Raw genomic sequence first — 382 nt, forward strand, 5'->3', positions numbered from 1 at the left:
AGTCTTGGGGTCTTTGGGCCTGCCGTTCATCGTCAGCCGTTCCGTCTGCGTGAGCAGGATGTTGTTTTCAAATACGGGGTCGATGTAGGGTGCTATGTCCTTGGCGTTCCCAAATCGGGCGCTGCCGTATTCCATGCCGTGGCGGTATTTCTTGGCGTTCTTGCCCTTCATGTAGACCGCCAGCCGCACCAGGGCCGCGCCCGCCACGCCGATACACAGGTCAAAGGGGTGGAAGCTGGGCAGGCCGTTGGCAAGCGCCGCCGCCAGGCTGTCCATGAAGTGGAGCATCTTTTGTGAGGCGTCCACGCCAGCCGCCACGCCTCGCCCACCTTGCCGAACAGCCACACGAACAACAGATAGGGCAGGTTGGTGATTATCAGCT

At 60.7% G+C, this 382-nt stretch carries 1 pseudogene; it reads right to left on the minus strand.

Annotation, left to right across the window (positions count from 1 at the left end):
• Positions 1-380, minus strand: a pseudogene (locus D1646_RS22310) (hypothetical protein); the annotation flags it as partial.
• Positions 381-382 lie beyond the last annotated feature (2 nt).

Source organism: Pseudoflavonifractor sp. 60 (assembly GCF_009911645.1).
Lineage (GTDB): Bacteria > Bacillota > Clostridia > Oscillospirales > Oscillospiraceae > Lawsonibacter.